At 67.2% G+C, this 973-nt stretch carries 1 protein-coding gene; it reads left to right on the forward strand.

All coding sequences use genetic code 11. The annotated features are described in order from the left end of the window. Positions 1-103: 103 nt before the first annotated feature. The gene (locus ABD330_RS32345) at positions 104-946 is read left to right on the forward strand and encodes an IS5 family transposase (protein WP_344469888.1); all 843 of its coding nucleotides are present in this window, start codon (positions 104-106) and stop codon (positions 944-946) included. The last annotated feature ends 27 nt before the right edge of the window (positions 947-973 follow it).

A 973-nucleotide genomic window follows, 5' to 3' on the forward strand; every position in this document is an offset into this window, starting at 1 on the left:
TAAGAGCTCGCGCAGATAGGCAGCGCGGGGAGACCCGGAAACAAGGCGGGCACAGGTCCCGGTGATCATGGAGTTACGACGCTCTGTGATCACTGGGGGACCTGTGCCCGTACTCCCATCATGGCTGACCGACCCGCTCTGGGACCAATTCGCGGTGCTGCTGCCGAAGCGCCCGACGTTCGACCCGGCCCATCCGCTTGGCTGCCACCGGCCCCGCATCGGTGACCGGATCGTGTTCGACAAGCTGCTGCAACTGCTGCGATTCGGCTGCTCCTACCAGGCGATCGCCGACACGACCTGCTCGGCGACCACCATGCGCAACCGCCGTGACGAGTGGATCCGGCTCGGCGTCTTCGCCCAGTTCAAGCAGATCGCGCTCCAGTCCTACGACCGGATCGTCGGGCTCGTGCTCGACCAGATCGCCATCGACGGATCCATCACCAAGGCCCCCGGCGGCGGCGAGGCCGCCGGGCGGTCACCGGTCGACCGGGGCAAACAGGGCCTGAAACGCTCGGGCATGACGGATGGTTATGGAATCCCGCTCGGCAGGGTCCTGGCCGGAGCGAACCGTCACGATTCCCCGTTGCTCGCGCCGACCCTGGACCTGCTGGACGACCTCGGGCCGCTGCCCGATGACATCACCGTGCACTTGGACGCCGGGTACGACTCGGACAAGACCCGCACCGAACTCAGCGCCCGCAACCTGCACGGCCGCATCGCGCGCAAGGGCGAGAAGGCGCCGATCCAGGCGAGCCAACGGTGGCACGTCGAGCGCACCCACGCCTGGCAGAATGCCTTCCACCGACTCGCCCGCTGCTACGAACGCCGCACCACGGTCATCAACGCCTTCTTCGACCTCGCCGACACGATCATCACCATCCGTAGCCTGATCCGCCGGGCATGGACCACTCACCGCTGGGACAACCGCCCGAACCGCCGCCCATGAGCGCACGCCTATCTGCGCGAGCTCTAA

It is taken from the genome of Kitasatospora kazusensis (assembly GCF_039529945.1).
Classification (GTDB): domain Bacteria; phylum Actinomycetota; class Actinomycetes; order Streptomycetales; family Streptomycetaceae; genus Kitasatospora; species Kitasatospora kazusensis.